Genomic DNA, 23222 nt, shown 5'->3' with positions numbered 1-23222 from the left:
GGGCGGGGCGGACCGGAGCGGATCAGTGCAGGATCGTACCGGCGACCTTCGAGAGCACCTCGGCGAGGCCGTTGATGACGTCCGAGATCGCGCGCTGGGCCTTCGTGTACTCGTTGTCGCCCGGGGCCTCGCCCGCATCCTCCTGGACGGCGGCGATCGTCGAGTAGTCCACGAACTTCGGCGAGCCATCGGGGGTCTTCCCGTCGACGTACTTGTCGAGCTCCTTCTGGACGGCGTCGAACTTCTCGCCGATCGAGGTGTCCAGGTCCGCGTCCTTGGACTTCACGAGCTCCTGGACGTTGCCGTAGGCGACCTTGGCGCCGTCGAGATTCGCCTGGAAGTCGTCGAGATCGGTGTGGGAGAAGGTGTCCTCCTCGCCGACGATCTTGCTGGTCGCGACCTCCTCCATGAGGCCCTGCGCACCCTGGACGACGTCCTCGAGGGTGACGGAGAAGGTCAGCCCCCCGTGCCGGTCCCCAGCGAAGAGCTTGTCAAGGCGCTCGTGCTGGCGGTCGGTGAGCAGGTCAGCCCCGGTGTGCAGGGTCCGCCGCGCGGTGTAGAGCGGGCCGCCCTTGCGTCCGCGGTGTCCGTGCAGTTCCTGCTGGACTCGGCGGCGGCACTCATCGAGAGCGTCCCCGGCCAACCGGATGACGTGGAAGGGATCCATAACCGTGACGGCGTCCGGCAGCTCCTCGGTGGTGGCGGTCTTGAAGCCCGCGAACCCATCCATGGCCACGACCTCGATCCCATCGCGCCAAGCCTGGTCCCGCTCGGCCAGCCAGTCCTTGAACGCCTTCTTCGACCGACCTTCGACCACGTCCAGCAGGCGTGAGGGCCCGGTGCCGTCCCGGACCGGGGTGAGGTCGATGATCACGGTGACGTACTTGTCACCGCGCCGGGTGTGCCGCCACACGTGCTCATCGACCCCGACGACCTTGACACCGTCCAAGCGGGTCGGGTCCTCGATGAGCAGACGCCGGCCCTCAGCCAGGACCGCGTCGTTGGCGGTGTTCCACGCCACGCCCAGTCCTTCGGCAACTCGGGCCATCGACAGGTGGCCGACGACGATCCCGACCAGACCCCACCGCAGGCCGGCGCGGGAGATCTTGGCCCGCGGCGGCGCCGCAGCGGTGGTGTCCTGACGCCACACGTGCGAGCACTCCTTGCAGCGGTAGCGGCGCACGGTGAGCACCAGCGTGGTAGGGCGCCACCCGAACGGCTCGTGCGCCAACTCCCTGCTCACCGTGTCACGGGGCACGCCCTGGCAGCCGCACCGCCTGCACCAGTCGTCCGGCTCCACGACCCGGCACGCCAGCACGGACCGGTCAGGCTCGAGCAGCTGGCCGGTGACCTCCAGACCGAGGCCGTCGAGGCGGGTGAAGGTAGTCAGGTCAGGGCGCGTGAAGGTAGCGTCAGGCACGTCGAGGTCTTCCGGACGGGTTGTGTGAGAACTCCCATCATCGGAAGACCTCGACCCTCACCCCGACACCGACGCGCCGCCCCAGGTCGCACCACAGCTACACCCTCATCTGTGAAGAGCCGGTGAAGAGCTTCGCGTTGCTCACGAGCGCGCCCACCTGGTCCTTGATGTAGGCCGTGTAGTCGTTGACGGCCTTCTCCTCGAGCTTCTTGGTGTCCTCGTCGACCTCCACCTCCTCGCCCTTGGTGACGGTGAACTCGGCCGTGCCCACGAGGTCGCCCACCATGTTCGGCTTGCTCGCCGTGAAGTACGTGCCCTCCTTGAGGGCCGTCATCAGCTCGACGCTCGTGCCCGGGCCGATGTTCTCCTTCTCCGAGACGATGCGCAGCTTGTCCTGGGCGAGGATCTCGAACTCGTTGGGGACGCTGCCGGTGTTCTGCACCGTGAAGGTCACCTGGCCGGAGGGGATCGTGGCGGCCGACAGCGTGCAGGCGTCGTCCGTGATCGTCACCGTGATGGTGCGCGAGGAGCCGCCGTCGCTCGCGCTGCTCGAGCTCGCGGGATTGTCGGTGCACGCGGCGAGCCCGACGCCCAGCGTCGCGAGCGGCGCGAGGCCCAGCAGGGTGCGGCGCGGCAGCGGACGATGGTCGGTGCGGCGCGTGGTGGCGGTCGTGGTCATGGGAGCTCCTGGTCGAGGGATGCGATCGGGATGGGATTGGGATGCGGTCGGGATGGACCGCGGGGCGAACGTCGGGGTGCCGGGCCTGTGCGGAGGCCGCGGCCGCAGTGGGGCGCGGGAGGGTCGGGTCTCAGGCGTGGGCGTCGTTGAGCTCGGCGGCGGCGCGGGCGCGGCGCGGCGAGGCGGTGCGTACGATGAACAGCGCCGCGACCGGTACGAAGTACACGAGCCAGGCGATGACCTGCAGGATCGTCGGGTTCAGGTCCACCTGGAATATCGCGTTGAGCACGACGTACAGCCAGTACAGCGGCGAGGCCGGGTCGGGCAGCAGCGACGAGAGGTTCCAGGCGCGCGCTGTGATGCCCGGCAGCACTCCTGCCTCCTGCAGATCGCCGATGCCGTAGGCGGTGATGCCCGCGGCGACGAGGATGAGGAAGCCGCCGGTCCAGGTGAAGAACTTCCCGAGATCCAGCTGCACGGCGCCGCGGTAGATGAGCACGCCCAAGGCGATCGCGATCGCGAAGCCGAGCACGATGCCGATCGTCGTCGAGTACACCGAGCTCTCGAGCGAGGACTTCACCGTCGCCCACAGGATCAGCGCGGTCTCCACGCCCTCGCGGCCCACGGCCAGGGCCGCGATCACGACCACGCCCCAGCCTCCGCCGCGGCGCAGCGCGCGCTCCATCTCGCTCTCGAGATTGCGCTTGAGCGAGCGCGCATTCTTGGACATCCAGAAGATCATTCCGGTGGTCAGCGCGACTGCGACCAGGCTCAGGGACCCGCCCAGGATCTCCTGCGCCCGGAAGGTGAGGGTCTTGGGGCCCCAGGTGAGCACGGCACCGACGGCCAGCGGCACGAGGGCCGCCACGACCACTCCGGCCCAGAGCTTCGGGAGCACATCGCGGCGCTCCGACTTCACGAGGTAGGCGACGAGGATGCCGACGACCAGCGAGGCCTCGAGGCCCTCGCGCAGCGAGATCAGCAGGTTCGGCAGGAGCATGTGGCCTCCGGGCCCGTCGGCCGCGTGCTTCCGCCGGGCGGCCGAGGACGCGGAGACGGGCGGGGCGCGGGAGAGGACCACTGGGATAGAGCGAACATCTGTTCCCTCAAGGTAAGCCTTGCCTTCCTGTTCGTCCACCGGGGCGGATAGGGCATGGATCACGCTCTCGGGTTTCTTAGAGACGTCTTGGAGGAAGCCGCCCACGGTGGGTCCTGTGAACGATCCATCCGCCTTCTCCGCAGGCCCGTCGGCCGCCCCGTCGGCCGTTCCGTCGGCACCGCCGGCGACGCCCTCCTCGACGCCCTCCGCTGTGCGTCGGCGCGCTCTCGCCGTCGCCGGGCTCGGCGCCGTGCTCGTCGTCCTCGCGATGGCCGTGATCGGGCGTCTGATCAACGCCTCGCCCGCCGTCGAGGCTCTGGACCTCTCGGGCGTCCGGTCCGCCAACAGCGCGCTCACGCCCTTCACGTCGGCGCTCGCCGTCGGCATCGACTTGGCGTGCGGCCCCGCCGGTGCGGCTCCGATCGCCGCGCTCGTGGTGGTCGGCGCCTGGATCCTCACCCGGCGCCTGCGCAGCGGATTCGGCGCGGGCGTGCTGATCGCCGTTCCCTGGGCTTCGGCCGAGCTCGTCAAGATCATGGTGCGCAGGCAGCGCCCGGATCCCCACGTGCTCGTGCGTGCTCTGGTGCCGGATCCGCCGTCGTTCAGCTTCCCGAGCGGGCATACGGCGTTCGCCGCCGCGATCTGCTGCGCGATCATCCTGCTGCTGCGCGGCCGCACGGCGCGCACCGCCGGCGTGCTGCTCGGCGCGAGCGCGGTGCTGGTGACGGCCTGGTCGCGGGTCGCGCTCGGCGTGCACCACCCGACCGATGTGGTCGCCTCGATCGTGATGGCGCCGATCCTCTCGCTGCTCACCGCGCGGGCACTCAGCGTGCTCGGCGTGATGGACGTGCTGGGAGCCCGCGGGCGGTCCGACGCGCGCGGAGAGGATGATGGCGGTGCGCCGTCGGCCGAGGCATCGATCGACCAGCCGACCGCACAGATGTCCGGGCAGTCGAGAGGAGCACGCCATGCATGAGGCCGAAGGACTCCCGCGCCTGCTGCTCGTCGAGGACGACACCGAGCTCGGGCCGCTCGTGGCCGCGATGCTCGCCGCCGACTACGACGTCGATCTCGTCGCCGACGGGGCCGAGGGCCTCGATGCGGCGCTGACCGGCGTGCACGCGGCGATCGTGCTCGATCGCCGACTGCCCACCCGTGACGGGATCGCCGTGCTGCGTGCCCTGCGCGCCGCCGGTCTGCGCACCCCGGTCGTGCTGCTGACGGCGCTCGGATCCGTGCGCGACCGGGTCGAGGGGCTCGATGCCGGGGCCGACGACTACCTGCCCAAGCCCTTCGACGCCGAGGAGCTCCTGGCCCGGCTGCGGGCCGCACGGCGCAGCGTAGCGATGCTGGCCGACGAGGGCCACCGGCTGCCCGTGGGCACCTGGGACCTGTATCCCGAGTCGCGCGCCCTGTACTCGCCCTACGGCGGGCGCACGATCCTCACCGAGCGCGAATGCGACCTGCTGGCACTGCTCGCCTCCCATCCGCGGCGCACCTTCACGCGCGCCGAGATCCTCCAGGAGGTGTTCGCCGCGAGCGACACCGCAGGCACGGTCGACACCTACGTGCACTACGTGCGACGCAAGACCGAGCCAGCGCTCATCCAGACCGTGCGCAGCCGCGGCTACCGCCTGGGGCAGCCGTGAACGGCCCCCGTCGTGCCCTGGACCGGGTGCGGAGCCTCGCCGCAGGGCCGGCCGACCCGGACCAGCGCCTGGTCCGCACACAGGCGCTGCGCGTGGGACTGCGGATCGCCCTGGCCTGCGCGATCGCCGTGGTCGTGCTCGTCGCGATCACGGTCGGCTTCATCATCCGCCGCGTCGGCCCCTCCGAGCTGTTCGCCGACGACCACGAGGCGCACATCGCCCTGGGCGCGAGCGACCTCATCGAGGCGGGCATCCTGCTCGGCGTCGTCGCGATCCTCGCCTCCGGCATCATCGGCCTCGTGGCCGCGCGCCGCGCGATCTCCCCGCTGGCCGACGCGCTCTCGCGGCAGCGCCGCTTCGTCGCCGATGCCTCCCACGAGCTGCGCACCCCGGTGGCCGTGCTCGACATGCGCATCCAGGTCCTCGCGCGCTCCCTCGACGACGACGACCCGCACCGGGAGACGGTCCGGGACCTGCAGCGCGACGCCCGCCGACTGGGCGCGATCATCACCGACATGCTCGACGCGGTCGAGGAGGACCTGCGGCCCGACGACGCGGAGAGCAGCGACGTGCGCGCCGTCGCCCGCGCCGTCTGCCGGGATCTTGCCCCCGTCGCGGAAGCCCGTGATGTGCGCCTGACCTGCACGGGCGCTGCTGAGCCTGCGACGGGCGACGCTGAGCGTGAGGTGGAAGGCGCCGAGCCCGGGACCGACCCGTCGCTGCTCCCGGTGCCCATGAGCGCGACCCGGCTGGCGAGGATCCTCACCGCCGTGGTCGACAACGCCCTCAAGCATTCGCCGCCGGCCTCGCGCGTCGAGGTCGAGGTCGCGGGCCGCCCCGGCTGGGCGGTCCTCACCGTCCGCGACCAGGGCCCCGGCATCCGCGGTATCGAGGCGGACCGCGTCTTCGACCGCTTCGCCCGCTCCTCCGCCGCGGTCGACGGCGGCGGCAGTGCCCGCACGGGCTTCGGCATCGGGCTCGCCCTGGTGCGCGAGGCCGTCGTGCGCGCGGGCGGGAGCATCGACGTGCTCTCCTCGGGCGGCCGGGGCACGGTCTTCGAGATCCGACTGCCGCTCACCGCGAGCGGCCCCGACGACGGAGAGCGACGATGACCCTCCTGCACCAGCTCATGGACCCCGCCCAGCTGCTCGCCCAGCTCGGCCCCGCCTTCTGGTGGATCGCGCACCTCATCGTGCTCATCGAGTGCGGGCTGTTCTTCCCCATCCTGCCCGGCGACTCGCTGCTGTTCGCCGTCGGCATGTTCACCCACGAGGGCGCGATCCGCATCCCGCTCGCGCTGTCCCTGCTCACCCTCACCCTCGCGGCCTTCGCGGGCAACGTGATGGGCTACGAGATCGGCCGCGCCGTCGGCGCGCGGCTGTACGAGCGCGACGGCCGGCTGCTGAAGCGCCGCCACTTCGAGCGCACGATCGAGTTCTTCGACCGCTACGGCAGGCGCGCCCTGGTCATCGGCCGCTTCGTGCCGATCGTGCGCACCTTCGTCACCGTCGTGGCGGGCGTCGGGCGGATGCCGCGCCGCACCTTCCTCACCTGGTCGGCCGTGGGGGCGGTGCTCTGGGTCGCCGCCGTCACCAGCCTCGGCTACGCGCTCGGCGGGGTCGCGCTCATCCGCGACCACCTCGAGGCCGCGGTGCTGCTGCTCGTGGTCATCTCGGTCGCGCCGATGGCGATCGGAGCGCTGCGTCGCCGCGGCAGAGGCGCGGGGCGAGACCGAGGGACACCACAGCGCTCGTGAGCGCTGCGGTGGCCATGATCCCGGCGAGCACGACGATCTGGAACCGGCCCGCCTCGAGCGGGGAGATCCCGCCGAAGATCGCGCCGACGAACGCCCCGGGCAGAGTCACCAGGCCCGTCGTGCGGGTCTGATCGGTCGCGGGGACGAGCGCCTCATGGAGGGCGTGCCGCGAGATCGGCAGGGTCGCCTGGCGCGGCGTCGCCCCCAGGGCGAGCCAGCCCTCGATCTCGTCCCAGCGGTCGTCGGCCGCCTGCAGCAGGCGCCTGCCGGCGAGCGTCGAGGTGGACATCGCGTTGCCGATGATGATGCCGCCGACGGCGAGCGCGTAGCGCGCGGACAGCTCGATCGCGCCGGTCGCGAACACGACCACCAGGGTCACGACGATGCCGGTGCCCATCCCCGCGACGACGAGGGGCAGGTGCGCGCGGACGGTGCCGAGCCGGCGCGCGCTGGTGAGCGCCGCGGCGGCGAACATGACCACGAGGGCGAGCGCGACCAGCCGTGCATCGGTGATGACTCCGGTGAGGATGATGCTGAGCACCGCGAGCTGGAGCATGCCGCGCAGCACCGCGAGCGCCGGAGCCCAGCGCTGGGGGACGCCGGTCGCGCGCAGCACCAGGGTGGTGGGGATAATGAGCACGAGCACCGCGAGCACGGTCCTCGCGATCTCCTCGGCGGTCACCGACTGCACAGCGCGCCCTCCTGTCGACGGGTCTTCGCACGGGCTCGGGCCGCGCCGCGGACCCGGTCAGCGTAGCCGCACGGGCGTTCCCGGACGGCGCGGAAGGCGCCGGGCTCCGTGCCGGACGGCGCGCAGCGGCCTAGCCGACGGGCGCGGCGGCGAGGTCGTACACCGTTTCTCCGCCGACGCTGCGCCCCGGGTAGTGCTGTGCGACCCAGGAGCCGATCTCGCCGTCGTCCCCGACGAACCAGCGCACGCGGCCCTCGCGCACGAGCTCCTGGAAGCGGCCGAGCCCGGGAGCGGGATCCGTACCGTTGAAGCCGCCGATGGGCATGACGGATCGGCCGCTCGCGAGCTGCAGGCGCGCCGCGGGCACCGAGCCCTGGGTCGCGGCCGCCCACTCGGTGCTGGTGCCGGCGAGCAGGTCCGCGAGGTCCGGCGCGACGGGATCGGGGGCCTGCGAGGCGTAGCCGGCGATCGGCCCCGAGCCGTGGTGGTCCTTCGCGGCGGTGAGGATCGAGACGCCGGCGGGCGCGAGCAGCGCCGCGATGATCCCCAGGGCCGCCGCGGCGCTCGCGAGCCGCGGGCGCTCACCGGCCAGGAGCAGCAGCGCGATCGCGGCGAGGGCCGTGCACGCCACGAGGGGGAGCAGCGGGAGCAGCTGATGCGGTCCCTGCGAGAGCAGGACGCACGACCACACCGCGGTGAGCGCGAACGTCAGCCCGAGCAGCGCCCGCACGCGGGGCGCCCCGCGCTCTGCACTGTGCGCTTCCCACAGGGTGTGCGCGCCGAGGTCCACGGAGATCGCGAGGAAGGGGACCATCGCCGCACAGTAGTAGGAGTGGTAGATGCCGTCCATGAGGCTGAACGCGAGGTCGGACACCACCAGTCCCGTGAGCGCGGCCACCAGCAGACCTCGTCGGACCCGGGCCCGCGGGTCCCGTCGGCACACCACGAGCGCCCCGGCCCCGAGCACCAGCGCCGCGGGCAGCAGCCAGGAGATGCCGAGCGCGGAGGCGTCGGTGAAGGTCCGCACGATGCTGCCGGTCTTCTCGGGCGAGTTGCCCTGACCGCCGAGGATCCGCCCCAGGCCGTTGTATCCGAGCGTGAGCTCGAGGAACGAGTTCGTCTGCGAGCCGCCGACGAAGGGCCGCGCTGCGGGCGGCGTGAGCTCGACGAGGGCGACCCACCACAGCGAGGACGCCGCGAGCGAGACCCCCGCGACCAGCAGCAGCCCGATCCTCCGGAGCCAGGAGGTCGGCGCGGTGAGCAGCAGTGCGAGGGCGAGGCCGGGCAGCGGGACGAAGGCCTGCATCTGTTTGGTGAGGAAGGCCAGACCGAAGGCGACGCCCACGAGGACCGCCCAGCGTGCGCGGCCGCGCTCGAGGCACCGTACGGCGCCGTAGAGGGCGGTCGCGAGCAGCGTAGTGAGCAGCGCGTCGGGGTTGTCGTAGCGGAAGACCAGGGCGCAGATCGGGGTCGTGGCGACCACGGCGCCCGCGAGCAGGGCCGCCCCGGGCGGGGCGACGCGGCGCACGGTCGCGTGGACGATCCCCACGGTCGCGACCCCCAGCAGCGCCTGCGGCAGCAGCACAGCGAGCGGGCTGAAGCCGAGCAGGCGGGCGGACAGCGCCATCAGCCAGATCGCGGCGGGCGGCTTGTCGACGGTGATCGACGCGGTCGCGTCCGAGGCGCCGAACAGCAGCGCGTGCCAGCTCTGGGTGCCCGCCTGCACGGCGGCCGCGTAGTAGACGTTGCCCCACCCGCTGATCGTGATGCCCGTGATGTACAGCAGCGCGCTCCCCGCGAGGAGGGCGAGCAGGCCCCACGGCACGGCGAGCGGGCGGTTCTCGAGCCGCGCGTGGCGGGGTCCCGGGCGCTCGTCCTCGTCGTGCCGGTGGCGTCCGGGACCCGAGGGAGAGGCGGGCGGGGCGGCCGGGTCGTGGATCAGCGTCATGAGCCCGTCAGCTCCCGGCGCGTGTGCGACACGTCCTCGCCCAGGACCTTCGGCGCATCATCCGTGGGTCTCGCGAAGAGGCGGCGCAGCACGAGGAAGCGCAGGACCGTGGCCAGGGCATTCGCGGCGGTGAGCACGAGGACGTCCTCGGCGGCGCTCGGATGCCCGCCCAGGTGTGCGAGGGCGAGCGCGCCGGCCGTGATCGCCCAGGTGACCAGGAACATCGCGGTGCCCTGGATCAGATGGACCCCGGCGCCCGCGCGCTCGAGCACGCCGAAGGTCAGGCGCCGGTTCACCGCGGTGTTGAGCACGGTGGCCGTGGCCAGGGCCAGCAGGTTCGCCGCCTGGTGGGGCAGGGCGAGCTGCAGCAGCAGGTAGAGGCCGGTGAAGGCGAGGGTCGAGAGGGCTCCGACGCCGCCGAAGCTCACGAGCTGCGAGGCCAGGGACCGTGAGCGGTGCAGGGGCCGACGGCCGAGCTCGGCGGCCACCGGGCCCAGCGGGATGCGCCCGAGGGTGAGGTCCCGCGCCATCCGCGCGATGCCCCGCAGGTCCTCGCGGACGGTCCCGGCGACGTCGACGCTCGACTCGGGGTCGTCGTACCAGTCGACGGGGACCTCGGCGATCCGCAGCCCGCTGCGCTGGGCGAGCACGAGCAGCTCGGTGTCGAAGAACCAGGCGGGGTCCTCGACGAGGGGCAGCAGGTGATGGGCGGCGCGCGAGGTGATGGCCTTGAAGCCGCACTGGGCGTCGGAGAACCCGGCGCCGAGCGTGCCGTGGAGAAGCAGGTTGTAGCCGCGCGAGAGGGTCTCGCGTCGGGCGCCCCGGATCACGCGCGCGGCGGGCAGCAGGCGCGAGCCGACCGCGAGATCGGAGTGCCCGCTCAGCAGCGGTGCGACCAGCGGCGCGAGCGCGCGCAGGTCGGTGGAGAGGTCGATGTCCATGTAGGCGAGCACCTCGCACGGGGAGGACAGCCAGGCCGTGCGCAGCGCGAGCCCGCGACCCTTCCGCGGCAGGTGGACGTTGCGGACCGACGGCAGACGGGCGGCCAGGAGGTCGGCGATCGCGCCGGTGCCGTCCGTGCTCGCGCTGTCGGCGATCGTGATCTGCCAGCTCGGCAGCTCGGTGCTTGCCGTGAGGAAGGCGTGGACCGTCTCGACGGAGGCCTGCAGGGTCGCGGCCTCGTCGAGGACGGGCAAGACGATGTCCAGCCGCGGAGCGTCGGCCCTCATGACGTACTGACCTGCATGTTCGATGTCATGCCGTCAGTGTGGGGAGGCGTCTCCAAGAAACTTCGAAGGGACCGCGCCGACGGCGGAGCGCGGGCGGGCATGATGGGGAGCGCGCGGGTCCGGGGTCCGTGCCATCCCCGGGGCCGACGGTGCGGGGACGAGCGGACGACGGGGGAATCAGCATGGTGCAGGAGCTCAGCGGGCAGACCCCCGAGCGGGTCACGGCCTCCCAGGTGCGCCTGCGCCCGCTGCGCATGGAGGACGCGGAGGAGCTCGCCCACCTCGAGACCCGCAACCGCGACCATCTCCTGCGCGGCGCACCCGCGCGCGGCGAGGCCTGGGCGACGCCCGCCGGGCAGCGCGCGGCGATCGCCCAGCTGCTCGCGCAGAAGGATGTCGGCGCCTGTCTGCCGATGGTGATCCTGTTGGACGACGATCCGGACGCGCCCGGCCGGCTCGTCGGCCGCATCACCCTGCAGCAGATCGTGCGCGGGCCGGCGCAGTGGGCGAGCGTCGGCTACTGGATCGACGAGGCCGAGTCCGGCAGGGGAGCGACCACCTACGCCCTGCGCAAGATCATCGACGTCGCCTTCGAGGGGCTGAGCCTGCACCGGCTCGAGGCGAGCACGGCGGTGGGCAACGACGCCTCGGCCGCCGTGCTGCGCGCGTGCGGATTCGAGGAGATCGGCCTCGCCCCGCGCATGCTGCGCCTGGGAATCGCGGGCGGGGGATGGGCGGACTGCCGCCTGTTCCAGCTCATCGACCCGCGGGCCGATGACGGGCGCGCCGACGACGGGCGGGACAGTGATGTCGGCACCGCGTCGGCTCCCGACCCCGCGCCGGACCGCGCCGCCGAAGCCTCTCGCGAGCTGCGCATCCGCGACGAGGTGCCCGCGCTCGCCGAGGCGCTCGCGCTGTACGGAGCCGTCGGCTGGAGCGCGTACACCCGGGACCCGCAGACGCTGGAGCGCGCGCTCGCCGGCAGCACGCGCGTGGTCTGCGCGCGCGAGGACGGGCGCCTGGTGGGGCTCGCCCGCGTGATCAGCGACGGGGCGAGCATCGCCTACCTGCAGGACGTCCTCGTGGACCCGGGACGGCGACGCGCGGGCATCGGCAGAGCCCTGGTGCTCGAGGCCTTCGCGCCCTTCTCCGCGGTGCGCCAGCACGTGCTGCTCACCGATGCCGAGCCCGGCCAGCGCGCCTTCTACGAGTCGCTGGGCCTGTCCGAGGCGCACGACGTCCGTCCGCCGCTGCGCGCCTTCGTGCGCCTGCAGCCCTGAGCGGCCGGTCGGACGAGGCCGGCACGGGCCGTCGGCCGACGGAGGCTAGGATCCCCGTGTGAGTCCGGCCGCACCAGATCCCGAGGATGCCGGCGCACCGCACCCCGGATCGGCCGCCGACGCCACGGGGAGGAGCGCTGGGGAGGAGCTGCGCCTGGACGGCGACGAGGCGATGATGTTCGACCTCGCCGACGCGATCGTTGGGCTCGCCCGACTGATCCAGGTCGCCGACGTGCAGACCGCGGGCGTCGTCGCACTGACGGGCACCGAGACCGCGGTGCTCCGCTGGGTGCACCGCCACCCCGGCACGACCTCCGGCGAGACCGCCCGCGCCACCGGTCTGCACCGCAGCAATATGAGCGCAGCTCTGCGCGGCTTGGTCAGCAAGGGACTCGTGCTGCGCGAGGGCGATCCGGAGGACTCGCGACTCGTGCACCTGCGTCTCACCGAGCACGCCCAGGAGAGCAGTCGCCGCATCCGCCTGCACTGGGCCGAGGCGCTGCGCGATCGGCTGCCGGCGCTCGCCGACGAGGACCGGGCGGCGCTCGAGCGCACCGTCGACCTGCTCACCTCCTGGGAGGGCGCGGGGCCCCGCTGAGCGGAGGGCCCGCCGGTCCCCGGCTTCCCCGATGACGCTCCTCGTCCTCCTCCTCGTCCTCGACGGCACGCGTGCGGTCGACGCCGCTCGTCCCCGTCGTGCTCAGCGCTCGCCGAGGGGCAGGGTGCGCGCGAGCTCCCGCAGCCACGGAACGAGGTCCCACCCCTGGGCCGCGACCCAGTCGTCGTCGAAGTAGGTGCGCGTGTAGCGCTCGCCGCTGTCGCACAGCAGCGTCACCACGCTCCCGCTCTCGCCGCGCTCGCGCATACCGGCGATGATCCGGGCGGCGGCCACGAGGTTGGTGCCGGTCGAGGCACCGATGCGCCGGCCCAGCCGCTCGGAGGCGAAGCGGGTCGCCGCGACCGAGGCGGCGTCGGGCACGCGGATCATGCGGTCGACCACCCCGGGCACGAAGCTCGGCTCCATCCGCGGGCGGCCGATGCCCTCGATGCGCGAGCCGCGGCCCTGCGCGTCCTCCGGATCGCCGCTCTCCCATCCCGTGAAGAACGCCGAGCCCTCCACGTCGGCGACGGCGAGGGAGGTGGGCAGGCGGTGGTAGCGCACGTACCGGCCGAGCGTCGCGCTCGTCCCGCCGGTGCCGGCGCCCACCACGAGCCAGCGCGGCACCGGGTGCGGCTCCTCGGCGAGCTGCTCGAAGATCGAGCGGGCGATCGAGTTGTGCCCGCGCCAGTCCGTCGCGCGCTCGGCGAAGGTGAACTGGTCCATGAACAGCCCTCCGCACGCGGCGGCGAGGGCGCGGGCGGCGCCGTCCATCTCGCCCGGCCGATCGACCATGTGGCAGCTCCCGCCCTCCGCCTCGATGAGGGCGATCTTGCGGGCGCTCGTCGCCCGGGGGATCACCGCGACGAAGGGCACGCCGAGCATCCGCGCCACGTGCGCCTCGCTCACGGCGGTCGACCCGGAGGAGGCCTCGATGACTGTCATCCCCGGGCGCAGCCACCCGTTGACCAGGGCGTACATGAACAGGGACCGGGCCAGGCGGTGCTTGAGACTGCCCGTGGGATGGGTGCTCTCGTCCTTGAGATAGAGGTCGATGCCCCAGTCGGCCGGGAGGTCGGGCTTGAGCAGGTGGGTGTCGGCGCTGCGGCGGTCGTCGGCCTCCAGGCGCCGCACCCGCTCGGCGACCCAGTCGCGCAGGGCGGGGTCGGAGCGGTCGACGTCCTCGAGCGCGCCCAGCAGATCGTCCATGGTCACATCGTCCCCTTCGCCGTCGCGTCCTCGCCGGGCGCATCTGGGCCGGCCGCGTCTGGGCCGGCCGCGTCTGCGCCCGCCGCATCTGCCCCGGACACGTACGCCGCGAGGGCCTCGCCGGTGAGCGTCGAGGCGTCGGCGACCAGTTGGGCGGGCGTGCCCTCGAAGACGATGCGTCCGCCGTCCTGGCCGGCGCCGGGGCCCAGATCGATGATCCAGTCGGCGCGGGCCATCACCGCCTGATGGTGCTCGATGACGATCACCGACTTCCCGGAGTCCACGAGGCGGTCGAGCAGCTCGAGCATCTGGGCGACGTCCGCCATGTGCAGGCCCGTCGTCGGCTCGTCGAGGATCAGGATCCCGCCCTTCTCGCCCATGCGGGTGGCGAGCTTGAGGCGCTGGCGCTCGCCGCCGGAGAGGGTGGTGAGGTTCTGCCCGATCGTGAGATACCCGAGCCCCACCTCCTGCAGGTGGCGCAGGATCTTCGCGGCCGCGGGCACCTTCGCCTCCGCGCCCGTGAACAGCTCGAGAGCCTCGTCGACGCTCATCTCGAGGACGTCGGCGATGGACGTCCCGCCCAGGCGGTACTCGAGCACGGAGGCCTGGAAGCGCCGGCCCTCGCACTCCTCGCACACCGACTCGACGGTCTCGAAGAAGCCGAGCTCGGTGAAGACCACGCCGGCGCCCGAGCACACCGGGCAGGCGCCCTCGGAGTTCGCGGAGAACAGGGCGGGCTTCACGCCGTTCTGCTTCGCGAAGGCCTTGCGGATCGGCTCGAGCAGGCCGGTGTAGGTCGCGGGGTTCGAGCGCCGTGAGCCGCGGATCGCCTGCTGGTCCACGACGATCGCCTCGGTGCCGCGGGGGAGGGAGTCGTGGATGAGGGAGCTCTTGCCCGAGCCCGCGACGCCCGTGACCACGGTGAGCACCCCGAGCGGGATGTCGACGTCCACGTCGCGCAGGTTGTGGGTGCTCGCCCCGCGGATCTCGAGCGCGCCCGAGGCCTCCCGCACGTGCTCCTTCAGCGGCGTGCGGGCGGACAGGTGCCTGCCGGTGAGGGTGTCGGAGGCGCGCAGCCCCTCGACGTCGCCCTCATAGGTGATGGTGCCGCCGTCACGGCCCGCGCCCGGACCCAGGTCGACCACGTGGTCGGCGATCGCGATGGTCTCGGGCTTGTGCTCGACGACCAGCACGGTGTTGCCCTTGTCCCGCAGGGTGCGCAGCAGGTCGTTCATGCGGGAGATGTCGTGGGGGTGCAGCCCGATCGTGGGCTCGTCGAAGACGTAGGTGATGTCGGTGAGGGAGGATCCGATGTGCTGGACGAGCTTGGTGCGCTGCGCCTCGCCGCCGGAGAGGGTGCCGGAGGGCCGGTCGAGGGAGAGGTACCCCAGGCCGATGCCGACGAAGGCGTCCAGCAGCGCCTGGAGCGACTCCAGCAGCGGTTCGATGCCCCGGGGGTCCAGGCCGGCGACCCAGTCGCGCAGATCGGTGACGGGCAGGGCGCTCACTTCGCCGATCGAGCGGCCGTCGATGAGGGAGGTGCGGGCGTGCTCGGCGAGCCGGGTGCCGTGGCAGTCGGGACAGGTGATGAAGGTGACCGCGCGATCCACGAAGGCGCGGATGTGCGGCTGCATCTGCTCGCGGTCCTTGGACAGCATGGACTTGCGGATCTTCGGGATCAGGCCCTCGTAGGTGAGGTTGACGCCCTCGATCTTCACCTTCACGGGGTCCTTGAAGAGGAAGTCCTCGCGCTGGCGCTTCGTGAAGTCCTGGATGGGGACGTCGTCGGGGAAGAACCCGGAGCCGCGGATCACGCGCACCGTCCAGCCGTCGCCCGTGTAGCCGGGGATCGTGAAGGGGTCCTCCGACAGCGACTTCGAGGCGTCGTACAGCTCGGTGAGGTCGAGGTCGCTCACCGCGCCCATCCCTTCGCAGCGCGGGCACATGCCGCCCACGCGCGAGAACGTGGTCTTCTCCGCGAGGGTCCTCCCGCCCTTCTGCACCGTCATCGCGCCGGCCGCGCTCACGCTCGGCACGTTGAAGGAGTAGGCGCCGGGGCCGCCCGCATGCGGCTGGGCGCGCTTGGAGAAGAGCGTGCGCAGGTGCGCCGCGGCGTCGGTGATGGTGCCGACTGTCGACCGGGGCCCGCCGCCGAGCCGCTCCTGGCCCACGGTGATCGCCGAGGTCAGCCCGTCGAGCACGTCGACGTCGGGCCGGGAGGTCTGGGGCATGAAGCCCTGCACGAAAGCGCTGTAGGTCTCGTCGATCATGCGCCGGGACTCGGCGGCGAGGGTGCCGAAGACGAGCGAGCTCTTGCCCGATCCGGAGACGCCTGTGAACACCGTGAGGCGGCGCTTGGGGAGGGTCACCTCGACGTCGCGCAGGTTGTTCTCCCGGGCGCCGACGATGCGGATCCGGTCGTGGGTGTCGGCGGGGTGCGGGGATGCGCTCATCAGGTCTCCTTCTGCGGGACGCGGCGGGGTCGAGTATGCCGTGCCGCAGGCGCTCCCGCGTAGTCTGCTTCGGTGACCCATTACGACATCGCACTCATCGGCTCAGGCTCCGGAAACTCCTTCCCGGGCCCCGAGTTCGCCGGACGCTCCATCGCCTACATCGACAAGGGCGTCGGCCCCGACCAGGTCTTCGGCGGGACCTGCCTCAACGTCGGCTGCATCCCCACCAAGATGTTCGTGCACACCGCCGACCTCGCCGCGACCCCTGCCGACGCCGACCGCTTCGGCGTCTCCGAGACCCTGGACGGCGTGGACTGGCCCGCGATCCGCGACCGCATCTTCGGCCGCATCGACCCCATCGTCGAGGGCGGCGAGGCCTACCGCCGCGACCACGAGGACAACGCGAACCTCACCCTGCTGCGCGGCACCGCGCACTTCACCGGACCCAAGGCCCTGCACGTGGACCTGCGCGACGGCGGCAGCGAGGAGGTCACCGCGGACACGATCGTGCTGGGCGCCGGCTCGCGCCCCACGATCCCCCCGATCGAGGGGCTGGCGGACGCGCGCCCGCAGACCTCCGACACCATCATGCGGATCGACGCGCTGCCCGCGTCGCTCGTGATCCTCGGCTCGGGCGTGATCGCTCTCGAGATGGCGCACATCTTCTCAGGGCTCGGCGTGCGCGTCAGCCTCGTCGCGCGCTCGGGCCGCGTGCTGCGCGCGGCCGACGACGACGTCTCCACCCGCATCACCGAGCTCGCCCGCGAGCAGTGGGACGTGCACACGGACGTCACCACCACCGCGGTCCGCCGCGAGGACGATGGCGGCGTCGTCCTGCAGGGGACGGCGACGGGGGACGGCGGCGAGGAGGACGTCGAGATCCGGGCCGACGAGATCCTCGTGGCCGTCGGGCGCCGACCGAACTCCGATCTGCTCGACGTCGCCGCGGGCGGCATCGCCACGGCCGACGACGGCTGCGTGCGCGTGGACCCCTTCCAGCGCGCCCTCGGCGAGGACGGGCAGGTGCTCGAGGGCGTCTGGGCCTTCGGTGATCTCTCCGATCCCGTGCAGCTCAAGCACGTGGCGAACCACCAGCTGCGCGTGGTGCGCCACAACGTCCTGCATCCGGAGAACCCCGAGCGCTCGGACACGATGCCCGTCCCGGCAGGGGTGTTCACGAACCCGCAGATCGCGATGGTGGGCCTCACCGAGCGCGAGGCCCGCGCGCAGGGGCTCGACGTGCGCATCGCCGTGCAGGACTACTCGTCGATCGCCTACGGCTGGGCGCTCGAGGACACGACCGGGTTCGCGAAGATCCTCGCCGAGGGCGGCACCGGCAGGATCCTCGGCGCGCACATCATCGGCCCCGAGTCGACGATCCTCATCCAGCTGATCATCCAGGCGATGAGCACCGGGCAGACGGTCTCCGAGCTCGCCCGCACGCAGTACTGGATCCACCCCGCGATGCCCGAGCTCATCGAGAACGCGCTGCTGCAGCTGACCGACTGAGGGAGGGCCCTCACCGCTCGACCCGCTCGACGCAGCGCATGACGACGGCGCCGCCCCCGGAAGGGGACGGCGCCGTCGTCATGCGATGGACTCTCCGAGAGCCCGTCAGTCGCCGGCCTGGGCGTCCGGATCCTGGGTGCCGGGCATGCAGGCCGCCAGCGGATCGGCGTCGGCCTGCTTCTCGGCCTCCTTCGAGGCGTCGTCCGAGGACGCCTTCGAGGACTCGGCCTCGGTGGTCGTCGACTCCGTCGTCTTCTCGGGCGCCGTGGACTTCTTCGAGTCCTTGTCCTTCGAGGAGTCCTTGTCGCCGGAGACCGACGTCGTCTCCGATGCCATCGAGTCCTCGATCGACTCCTTCACCCACTTGTGCAGGTAGTCCCAGTCGGGATGCCCGCCCTCGAAGTAGCCGTCGTGGCGCCGGTCCGGCAGATCCACTCCGGGCACGATCGGGTACGAGGAGAACCCGGAGTCCTTGACCCGCCAGCCGAGGTCCACGAAGGCATCGAGGTCGTCGCTGGGGACGTCGGTCTCGATGTTCGAGCCGGCCACGCCCACGAGCTTCGTGAAGTTCAGGGCGAGCTTGGTGGGGTTCGCCTGCTCGGACACGGCGCGGACCATGCGCTGCTGGCGGCAGACGCGGTTGAAGTCCGTCGAACCCTCGCGGGACCTCGCGTACCACAGCGCCTTGTTGCCGTCGAGCTTCTGCTGGCCCGGATCGATGTACCCGGTGATCGGGTACTTCCCGCCGGTGGCCTGGTTGGTGCCGCCGCCGATCGGGATCTTCCGCTCGACGTTCAGATCCACGCCGCCGATGGCGTCGACGAGGTCGGAGAAGCCCTGGAGGTTGACCATCGCGTAGTAGTCGATGTCCAGGCCCAGCGTCTCCTGGACGGCCCACTCGGTCGCGGTGAGGCCCGGGTCGTCGTCGTTCGGGAACAGGTCCTTGTTGTCGTTGGCCCAGGTCCAGACCGCGTTGATGAGGTTCTGGCCCTTGCCGAAGGCGTCGAAGCCCTCGGGGAACTTCTTCTGCGCCACGGTGCCCTCGGGGAAGCGCACGTACTGCAGGTTGCGGGGGATGGAGAAGAGGGCCGTGCGGCCGGTCTTGGTGTCGATCGAGGCGACCATGATCGTGTCCGGGCGGGTGCCGGTGCGATCGGCCCCGGCGTCCTGGCCGAGCAGCATGATGTTCACGCGCTCGGTGTCCTTCCAGGGGTCGCTCGAGCTGAGCTTGCCCGAGCCCCCTCCCGAGCGGAACACGCTCTGGTTGCCCAGCAGGCCCTGCGCGGCGTACACGTACTGCTCGGCGCGGGCGAAGGGGACCGCGACGCCGATGACCATGACGAGGGCGACGATCAGGGAGACCGCGCGACGGCGGCCGTGAAGGCGCTCACGGGTGTTGTGCGCGAGATTCGAGAGGACCACCTGGAGGATCCACACCAGGGCCACGACGCCGATCGCGACCATCAGTCCGATCAGCACCTTGCGGCTGCTCAGCAGCTTGAGCAGCGTGAGCAGGGGATCACCGGTCGCGTACCAGACGCCCGCGACGACCGCCGCGAGCACGACGATCCCCAGCAGCACCCAGCCCAGCTTGCGCAGCGGGGTCGCGAGCAGGCCGGTGCCGGGGATGAACGAGGTCAGCACGGTCCAGCCTGCCGCGCGGGGGAGCGAGCCGGTGCGGCGATCCCGAGCGCGCGGGCCCTGCCCGTCGCCCGAGCCGCTCTCGCGGCCGTCGTCGGGCAGATCGGAGCCGTCCGACGGCGGATTGCCCGAGCCGGAGCCTCCGCCGGATCCGGCACCGGCGCCGGCGCTGCCGCGCGCGGAGTCGCTCGAGGGCACGCGGGGCCCGGCGTCGCCGCGCGTGCGCGCCGCGGCGACGCCCGTCGTGGCGGCGGCAGCGCCGACGGCGGCACCGGAGGCTGCGCGGGAACCGTCGCGAGCGTCCTCGGGACCGCCCTGGCCGGCGGCGCTCGGGGACCCCGCGGAGGAGGCGCTGACCGGGCTCTGTCGAGCAGCAGGGCTCGCGGCGGAGGCGACGGGGCTCGGTGCGGAGCCGGCTTCGTCCGCCTGCTCGTCGCGGTCCGCGGGGACCGGCGCGGCCGACTCCTCCTCGGCATCACGCGGTCCGAGTGCGGTCACCGACGAGCTCGCGCCCAGTCGCACCGAGGTGCGCGGCGTCTCCATGGGCTCGAGGACGGTGGTCGGAGGCTCCTCGGAGCCTCCGCGCGAACGATCCCGGGACTGCGACGACCCCGCGGACCCCGCGGAGTCGGCGGGCTGCTCTCGCCGTGAGGGGTCGCGGGAGACCACGTGGCTGTCCGCCGCCGACCATGCATCCATGTCGTCGTCGGACTCGCGGCGGGCGCGGCGCGCGCGAGGACGGGTGGAGGCATCGGCGGTCCCGGAGGAGGCGGCCGCCATCTCGGTGCGCTCGTCCCGCGGGGGGCCCGCGCGGCGACCGCGGGGGCGCGGCGCGGACTCATCCGGAGAGGCGGCGCTCAGCGGGGTGGGCGCGGCGCCGGGCGACGGGGCAGGGGCCGACGGAGAGGGCGCGCGCGACGGGGACGGAGCGGGGGCGGGGGAGGTGTTCGCCGAGGCCGCGGACGCAGCAGATCCCGCGGATCCCGCAGAGGCGGCAGTGTCCGCGGATCCCGCGGAGGCGGCGGATCCGGCCGAGGTGGGGCCGATCCAGCGGCGTGCTGTGCTCGCGTCGAAGCCGCCGGAGCGCTCACGATCCTGGCCCGCGCCCGGGTTCCGGGCGGGGCCGCTGTCGGTCTGCTCGTCAGCGCGCCGACCCACATGAGGGCGACGCGAACGGCGACCAGGTGTCTGGTCCGTCATGGCGCACATCCTACGGATGTCCCCTCCGGGCTTGTTCCTCCGGCCGTGCCGGGCGTGTGAAGAAAGGGCGCAGGTGCTGCGTCGGGGTCCCGAGACCCCCGAGGGTGCTCCCAGAACCGGGAGGAATCGGATCATATCCCCCTCGCGCAGGTGCCCGAGTCGCGCGGAGGAGGGGCCTTCTGCGCCCCCGTCGGAAGGGCTCGTGGGCGCGCGCGTCGGCGTGGCGGGTCTCACCTCGCAGGCCGTCCCGCCGTGCCCACGGTCCGTATCCTGGCCCCATGCGCCTCATCCACACCCCGCAGACCGATCTCACCTACGACGACTGCTTCTTCCTGCCCTCCCTCTCGTCGATCGGGTCGAGGTTCGAGGTGGACCTCGGCTCGGACGACGGCACGGGCACGACCATCCCCCTGGTCGCCGCGAACATGACCGCCGTCTCGGGGCGCCGCATGGCCGAGACGATGGCCCGCCGCGGTGGGCTCGCCGTGCTCCCGCAGGATCTGCCCGCCGAGCGCGTGGAGGACATCGTGCGCAGCGTGAAGCGCCGCGATCCCCTCGTCGACCACGCGCTGACTCTCGAGGCGCACGGGACCATCGGCCAGGCCCGCGCCCTCATGCCCAAGCGCGCCCACGGCATCGTCGTGGTCGTGGGCGCCGACGGGCTCCCGCTCGGCGCGGTCTCGGCCGAGGAGCTCGCGGGCCGCGACGCCTTCACCGCCGTGGGCGACGTGGTCAGCACCGACGTGCTGCGTCTGAGCGCGCAGGAGGCCGCCGGCGAGCCCGCGCCGCTGCATGCGCGCATCGCCGCGACCCACCACGAGGCCGCCCTCGTGCTCGAGGAGGACGGCTCCCTGCGGGGCGTGCTCACCGCGCGCGGCGTGCTGCGCTCGACCATCTACGCGCCCGCCCTCGATGCGGAGGGCCGCCTGCGGATCGCCGTCGCGATCGGCATCAACGCCGACGTCGCCGCGCGCGCCCGCGCCCTCGTCGACGCCGGGGCCGACGTGCTCGTCCTGGACACGGCGCACGGTCATCAGGACCGCATGCTCGAGGCGCTGCACGCCGCCCGCGAGGCCGTCGGCCCGCAGGAGTCCACGAGCGTGCGCATCGTCGCCGGCAACGTCGTCACCGCCGAGGCCACGCGGGACCTGATCGAGGCCGGCGCCGACATCGTCAAGGTGGGCGTGGGCCCGGGCGCCATGTGCACGACCCGGATGATGACGGGCGTGGGGCGACCCCAGTTCTCCGCCGTCCTCGAGTGCGCGCGCGCCGCCCGCGAGCTCGGCGCGCGGATCTGGGCCGACGGCGGGGTGCGCCACCCGCGCGACGTCGCCCTCGCGCTCGCCGCGGGCGCGTCCAACGTGATGATCGGCTCGTGGTTCGCGGGCACCTTCGAGTCGCCCGGCGATCTCCACGTCGACGAGCGCGGCCGCGCGTACAAGGAGAGCTTCGGCATGGCCTCCAAGCGCGCCGTCAGCTCGCGCACCGCCGCCGAGGACGCCTTCGCGCGCGCCCGGAAGTCCCTGTTCGAGGAGGGCATCTCCTCGTCCCGCATGTACCTCGCCGACGGGGCGGGCAGCGTCGAGGACCTGCTCGACGAGATCACCGCGGGCGTGCGCTCCTCGTGCACCTATGCGGGCGCGGGCGACCTCGAGGCGTTCCGCGAGCGGGCCGTCGTCGGGCTGCAGAGCGCGAGCGGCTACGCCGAGGGCAAGCCGCTCTCCCAGTCCTGGAGCTGAGCGCGGCGCGCGCCGCCGTCGTCCGTGCGCAGGACCACCGGTTACGCTCGGGGCATGACGACTCTCGTGATCGGTGGTGCCGGGTACATCGGGTCGCACGTGGTGCGACTCCTGTTGGAGAAGGGCGAGCAGGTGGTCGTGGTCGACGACCTCTCCACGGGCTTCCGCTCGCGCACGGAGGGCGCTGACCTCGTCGAGCTCGACGTGACGAGCAAGGATGCCGTGGACCGCCTCGCCTTCCACCTCACCAGCTCCGGCGCGGACTCGGTGATCCACTTCGCCGCCCACAAGCAGGTCGGCGAGTCCGTCGCGAACCCGGAGATGTACTGGCACGACAACGTGGGCGGTCTCGCCAACGTGCTCGCCGCCTGCGCGAAGGCCAAGGTGCGCGACGTCGTGTTCTCCTCCTCCGCGGCCGTCTACGGCATGCCCGACGTCTACTCCGTGACCGAGGACCTCGATCCTCGGCCCATCAACCCCTACGGCGCCACGAAGTACGTGGGGGAGTGGATGCTCGCCGACGCCGAGCGCGCCCACGACATGCGCACCGTCGCGCTGCGCTACTTCAACGTCGCGGGCGCCGGCTGGCCCGAGCTCGCCGACACCCTGGTGATGAACCTGGTGCCGATCATCCTGGATGCGCTGGACCGCGGCGACGTGCCGACGGTGTTCGGCGACGACTACGACACCCCCGACGGCACCTGCATCCGCGACTACGTGCACGTCCTGGACCTCGCCGAGGCGCATGTCGCGGCGCTCGACTACCTGCGCGGCGACGACCGTCCGCACCACGTGTTCAACGTCGGCACCGGCACGGGCTCGAGCGTCCTCGAGGTGATCGACGCGATCGCGAAGGTCAAGGGCATCGAGATCGAGCCGCGCGTCGGCGAGCGCCGCCCCGGCGATCCGGCGCGCCTCATCTGCTCGACCGATCGCATCCGCGAGACGCTCAGCTGGAAGAGCGAGAAGTCGCTCGAGGACATCGTGCGCTCGGCCGTCGAGGCCCGCGACGCCGCGAACGGCCCGGACGCCGCCGGCTCCTCCTCCGAGGGCTGAGTTCGGGCGGGCCGAGCCGGGCAGGACCGGGCCCGGCGCCCACGCAGACGCACGAGGCCGCATCCC

18 protein-coding genes and 1 pseudogene are annotated in these 23222 nt (G+C 72.6%); 9 read left to right on the top strand and 10 right to left on the bottom strand.

Annotation, left to right across the window (positions count from 1 at the left end; translation table 11 throughout):
- Positions 1-22 precede the first annotated feature (22 nt).
- From Bra3105_RS05835 to efeU, 4 genes and pseudogenes are all read right to left on the bottom strand, one after another.
- Entirely contained in the window at positions 23-460 is a 438-nt protein-coding gene (locus Bra3105_RS05835) for an EfeM/EfeO family lipoprotein (RefSeq protein ID WP_228359606.1), read from the bottom strand.
- A 6-nt stretch (positions 461-466) separates the two neighbouring features.
- A pseudogene (locus Bra3105_RS05830) lies at positions 467-1420 on the bottom strand (ISL3 family transposase); the annotation flags it as partial.
- Positions 1421-1517: 97 nt separating this feature from the next.
- Positions 1518-2099 carry a cupredoxin domain-containing protein gene (locus tag Bra3105_RS05825; RefSeq protein WP_228358976.1) on the bottom strand — a complete coding sequence of 194 codons (582 nt, stop codon included), beginning with the start codon at positions 2097-2099 and terminating at the stop codon, positions 1518-1520.
- Positions 2100-2229: 130 nt separating this feature from the next.
- On the bottom strand, positions 2230-3099 hold the full coding sequence (efeU, locus tag Bra3105_RS05820; RefSeq protein WP_228358975.1) for an iron uptake transporter permease EfeU: 870 nt from the start codon (positions 3097-3099) through the stop codon (positions 2230-2232).
- A 214-nt stretch (positions 3100-3313) separates the two neighbouring features.
- Here efeU and Bra3105_RS05815 point away from each other — a divergent pair, with 214 nt between their 5' ends.
- Genes Bra3105_RS05815 through Bra3105_RS05800 form a run of 4 tightly spaced genes read left to right on the top strand, consistent with a single transcriptional unit; the run spans position 3314 to position 6603 of the window.
- Positions 3314-4174 (top strand): phosphatase PAP2 family protein, encoded by an 861-nt coding sequence (locus Bra3105_RS05815; protein ID WP_228358974.1) that lies wholly within the window; start codon positions 3314-3316, stop codon positions 4172-4174.
- A complete protein-coding gene (locus Bra3105_RS05810; RefSeq protein ID WP_228358973.1) occupies positions 4167-4847 on the top strand; it encodes a response regulator transcription factor in 681 nt (226 codons plus the stop codon). Before Bra3105_RS05815 ends, Bra3105_RS05810 begins: the two co-directional genes overlap by 8 nt.
- On the top strand, positions 4844-5959 hold the full coding sequence (locus Bra3105_RS05805; protein WP_228358972.1) for a sensor histidine kinase: 1116 nt from the start codon (positions 4844-4846) through the stop codon (positions 5957-5959). Before Bra3105_RS05810 ends, Bra3105_RS05805 begins: the two co-directional genes overlap by 4 nt.
- Positions 5956-6603 carry a DedA family protein gene (locus Bra3105_RS05800; protein ID WP_228358971.1) on the top strand — a complete coding sequence of 216 codons (648 nt, stop codon included), beginning with the start codon at positions 5956-5958 and terminating at the stop codon, positions 6601-6603. Before Bra3105_RS05805 ends, Bra3105_RS05800 begins: the two co-directional genes overlap by 4 nt.
- On the opposite strand, the gene Bra3105_RS05795 is transcribed toward Bra3105_RS05800, so the two are convergent.
- The 3 genes from Bra3105_RS05795 to Bra3105_RS05785 form a co-directional block, all read right to left on the bottom strand.
- Positions 6515-7294 carry an ABC transporter permease gene (locus tag Bra3105_RS05795; protein ID WP_228358970.1) on the bottom strand — a complete coding sequence of 260 codons (780 nt, stop codon included), beginning with the start codon at positions 7292-7294 and terminating at the stop codon, positions 6515-6517. The genes Bra3105_RS05800 and Bra3105_RS05795 overlap by 89 nt on opposite strands.
- A gap of 130 nt (positions 7295-7424) precedes the next feature.
- Positions 7425-9242 carry an ArnT family glycosyltransferase gene (locus Bra3105_RS05790; RefSeq protein ID WP_228358969.1) on the bottom strand — a complete coding sequence of 606 codons (1818 nt, stop codon included), beginning with the start codon at positions 9240-9242 and terminating at the stop codon, positions 7425-7427.
- Positions 9239-10471 carry a glycosyltransferase gene (locus Bra3105_RS05785; protein WP_228358968.1) on the bottom strand — a complete coding sequence of 411 codons (1233 nt, stop codon included), beginning with the start codon at positions 10469-10471 and terminating at the stop codon, positions 9239-9241. Before Bra3105_RS05785 ends, Bra3105_RS05790 begins: the two co-directional genes overlap by 4 nt.
- A 182-nt stretch (positions 10472-10653) precedes the next feature.
- On the opposite strand from Bra3105_RS05785, the gene Bra3105_RS18535 reads away from it, so the two are divergent.
- Together Bra3105_RS18535 and Bra3105_RS05770 are read left to right on the top strand one after the other, a co-directional pair.
- On the top strand, positions 10654-11751 hold the full coding sequence (locus tag Bra3105_RS18535) for a GNAT family N-acetyltransferase (protein ID WP_323188848.1): 1098 nt from the start codon (positions 10654-10656) through the stop codon (positions 11749-11751).
- A 58-nt stretch (positions 11752-11809) separates the two neighbouring features.
- Complete coding sequence (locus Bra3105_RS05770; RefSeq protein WP_228358967.1) at positions 11810-12349, top strand: MarR family winged helix-turn-helix transcriptional regulator; 540 nt, start codon at positions 11810-11812, stop codon at positions 12347-12349.
- Positions 12350-12451: 102 nt separating this feature from the next.
- Here Bra3105_RS05770 and Bra3105_RS05765 read toward each other — a convergent pair whose 3' ends face one another.
- Positions 12452-13558, bottom strand: coding sequence for a PLP-dependent cysteine synthase family protein (locus tag Bra3105_RS05765; RefSeq protein ID WP_228358966.1), 1107 nt, complete (start codon positions 13556-13558; stop codon positions 12452-12454).
- A 2-nt stretch (positions 13559-13560) separates the two neighbouring features.
- Positions 13561-16011, bottom strand: a complete 2451-nt coding sequence (locus tag Bra3105_RS05760) for an ATP-binding cassette domain-containing protein (RefSeq protein ID WP_228358965.1) — start codon at positions 16009-16011, stop codon at positions 13561-13563.
- 72 nt (positions 16012-16083) lie between these two features.
- Here Bra3105_RS05760 and Bra3105_RS05755 point away from each other — a divergent pair, with 72 nt between their 5' ends.
- On the top strand, positions 16084-17520 hold the full coding sequence (locus Bra3105_RS05755) for a mycothione reductase (RefSeq protein WP_228358964.1): 1437 nt from the start codon (positions 16084-16086) through the stop codon (positions 17518-17520).
- Between the two features lie 105 nt (positions 17521-17625).
- Here Bra3105_RS05755 and Bra3105_RS05750 read toward each other — a convergent pair whose 3' ends face one another.
- The gene (locus Bra3105_RS05750) at positions 17626-20361 is read right to left on the bottom strand and encodes an LCP family protein (RefSeq protein WP_228358963.1); all 2736 of its coding nucleotides are present in this window, start codon (positions 20359-20361) and stop codon (positions 17626-17628) included.
- A gap of 278 nt (positions 20362-20639) precedes the next feature.
- Here Bra3105_RS05750 and Bra3105_RS05745 point away from each other — a divergent pair, with 278 nt between their 5' ends.
- Positions 20640-22100 carry a GuaB1 family IMP dehydrogenase-related protein gene (locus tag Bra3105_RS05745; RefSeq protein WP_228358962.1) on the top strand — a complete coding sequence of 487 codons (1461 nt, stop codon included), beginning with the start codon at positions 20640-20642 and terminating at the stop codon, positions 22098-22100.
- Between the two features lie 54 nt (positions 22101-22154).
- A complete protein-coding gene (gene galE / locus Bra3105_RS05740; protein WP_228358961.1) occupies positions 22155-23156 on the top strand; it encodes a UDP-glucose 4-epimerase GalE in 1002 nt (333 codons plus the stop codon).
- Positions 23157-23222: the final 66 nt, after the last annotated feature.

Origin of the sequence: Brachybacterium halotolerans subsp. kimchii (assembly GCF_020792675.1) — a bacterium.
Classification (GTDB): Bacteria; Actinomycetota; Actinomycetes; order Actinomycetales; family Dermabacteraceae; genus Brachybacterium; species Brachybacterium halotolerans.
The sequence above is the reverse complement of the archived record's forward strand: the minus strand, read 5'-3'. Positions and strand labels throughout refer to the sequence as shown.

Excerpts from the sequence above, each read along its gene's own strand:
- Bra3105_RS05825 (WP_228358976.1), bottom strand. The coding sequence starts at position 2,099 with ATGACCACGACCGCCACCACGCGCCGCACCGACCATCGTCCGCTGCCG.
- efeU (WP_228358975.1), bottom strand. The coding sequence starts at position 3,099 with ATGCTCCTGCCGAACCTGCTGATCTCGCTGCGCGAGGGCCTCGAGGCC.
- Bra3105_RS05810 (WP_228358973.1), top strand. The coding sequence starts at position 4,167 with ATGCATGAGGCCGAAGGACTCCCGCGCCTGCTGCTCGTCGAGGACGAC.
- Bra3105_RS05800 (WP_228358971.1), top strand. The coding sequence starts at position 5,956 with ATGACCCTCCTGCACCAGCTCATGGACCCCGCCCAGCTGCTCGCCCAG.
- Bra3105_RS05790 (WP_228358969.1), bottom strand. The coding sequence starts at position 9,242 with ATGACGCTGATCCACGACCCGGCCGCCCCGCCCGCCTCTCCCTCGGGT.
- Bra3105_RS05785 (WP_228358968.1), bottom strand. The coding sequence starts at position 10,471 with ATGAGGGCCGACGCTCCGCGGCTGGACATCGTCTTGCCCGTCCTCGAC.
- Bra3105_RS18535 (WP_323188848.1), top strand. The coding sequence starts at position 10,654 with ATGGTGCAGGAGCTCAGCGGGCAGACCCCCGAGCGGGTCACGGCCTCC.
- Bra3105_RS05765 (WP_228358966.1), bottom strand. The coding sequence starts at position 13,558 with ATGGACGATCTGCTGGGCGCGCTCGAGGACGTCGACCGCTCCGACCCC.
- Bra3105_RS05760 (WP_228358965.1), bottom strand. The coding sequence starts at position 16,011 with ATGAGCGCATCCCCGCACCCCGCCGACACCCACGACCGGATCCGCATC.
- Bra3105_RS05750 (WP_228358963.1), bottom strand. The coding sequence starts at position 20,361 with ATGACGGACCAGACACCTGGTCGCCGTTCGCGTCGCCCTCATGTGGGT.
- Bra3105_RS05745 (WP_228358962.1), top strand. The coding sequence starts at position 20,640 with ATGCGCCTCATCCACACCCCGCAGACCGATCTCACCTACGACGACTGC.
- galE (WP_228358961.1), top strand. The coding sequence starts at position 22,155 with ATGACGACTCTCGTGATCGGTGGTGCCGGGTACATCGGGTCGCACGTG.